The following is a 287-nucleotide window of genomic DNA, read 5'->3' on the forward strand; positions in this document are numbered from 1 at the left end:
CTCGTTCATCGGCAATCAGCAACTGATGCGCGACGCGCGTGTGACGGCGGACGCCGCCCTGGACACCCGACAACAGACGGCGCAGAGCTGGCGCGCGCAACTCGCGCTGCAGCGACTGATGGAGAAGCTCGAATACCGCCAAACGCATGGTGTGCCCTGGTATCTGCGCGGCGGTCTTTCGCACAACGATGAAGTACTCGCGTCGCTCTGGGAGCCGTACCGGACCATCGCGACGCGTAACCTTCAGGCACCTGTCGTCAAGTCAATCGAGGCGCTTCTCAAGTATG

1 protein-coding gene is annotated in these 287 nt (G+C 62.4%); it reads left to right on the plus strand.

Annotation, left to right across the window (positions count from 1 at the left end; genetic code table 11):
* Positions 1-287, plus strand: a 287-nt coding sequence (locus SB773_RS31125; RefSeq protein ID WP_410594126.1) for a hypothetical protein, incomplete at both ends; no start/stop codon positions are given.

The organism is Bacillus sp. SIMBA_074 (assembly GCF_046534555.1).
GTDB classification, from domain to species: domain Bacteria; phylum Bacillota; class Bacilli; order Bacillales; family Bacillaceae_G; genus Bacillus_A; species Bacillus_A mycoides.